The sequence below is a fragment of the Vibrio sp. D173a genome (genome assembly GCF_030248475.1).
In genome coordinates, this window is the sequence record NZ_JAHGAH010000581.1 from 1 (window position 1) to 770 (window position 770).

Annotated in this window: 1 protein-coding gene and 1 pseudogene; both read left to right on the top strand. The window is 43.2% G+C overall.

The genetic code is table 11. From position 1 onward, the window contains the following. Nucleotides 1–24: 24 nt before the first annotated feature. Nucleotides 25–444: pseudogene (locus KIV40_RS27670) on the top strand (amino acid ABC transporter permease); the annotation flags it as partial. 88 nt (nt 445–532) lie between these two features. Next, on the top strand, nt 533–770 hold a 238-nt coding region (locus KIV40_RS27675), incomplete at its 3' end, for a cation:dicarboxylate symporter family transporter (RefSeq protein ID WP_285352403.1).

The following is a 770-nucleotide window of genomic DNA, read 5'->3' on the forward strand; positions in this document are numbered from 1 at the left end:
AAATGGATTTGAGGTTATTGCAGTATGAAACCTAACAACACTCTTACTCCGTCCCAGGAAAAACCCCAAGCTAAAAGCGCAAACCTTCTTTATAACCCAACTTTCAGATCGGTCGTCTTTCAGATCATCGCTCTTGGTGCTCTCGCCGCTTTCTTCTATACCATTGTCAACAATGCGTTAACGAACTTGGACGCGCGCGGCATCGCTACCGGTTTCGATTTCCTAAGTCAAGAAGCTGGCTTTGGTATCGGTTTAACACTCGTCGAATATGACGAAACCTTCTCTTATGGTCGAACATTCATCGTTGGCCTGCTTAATACCGCACTCGTTTCTGTTCTGGGTATCATCCTAGCGACAGTTCTTGGTTTTACCAACGTTCCTCTCTTACTACAAATTTTCTTCTGGTACTCCGCTGTTCTACAAGCGCTACCATCAGCTCGCCAGATGTCACGTTTTTTGATGCATTTTCGTCTCTGCTCATATTGATAAATGTAACAGATAAGTGTAAAACTCATCACGAAATATTCATCCAATGGTACGACGTACATTGGCATGTAGTTCTAGGAATTTTACATTTTGTAGCACAGAGGTAACGGAAGTGTTAAAAGAAAAGAGTTTACTAGGCAATATCGGCATTCAAGTCGTTATTGCTATGATCGTGGGTACTGTAGTGGGTGCCATGATGGGCGAGAGCGCAACTATGTTCGCTCCTCTAGGTGCGATCTTTATCAATTTAATCAAGATGCTGGTTATCCCATTGGTAGCCGTTG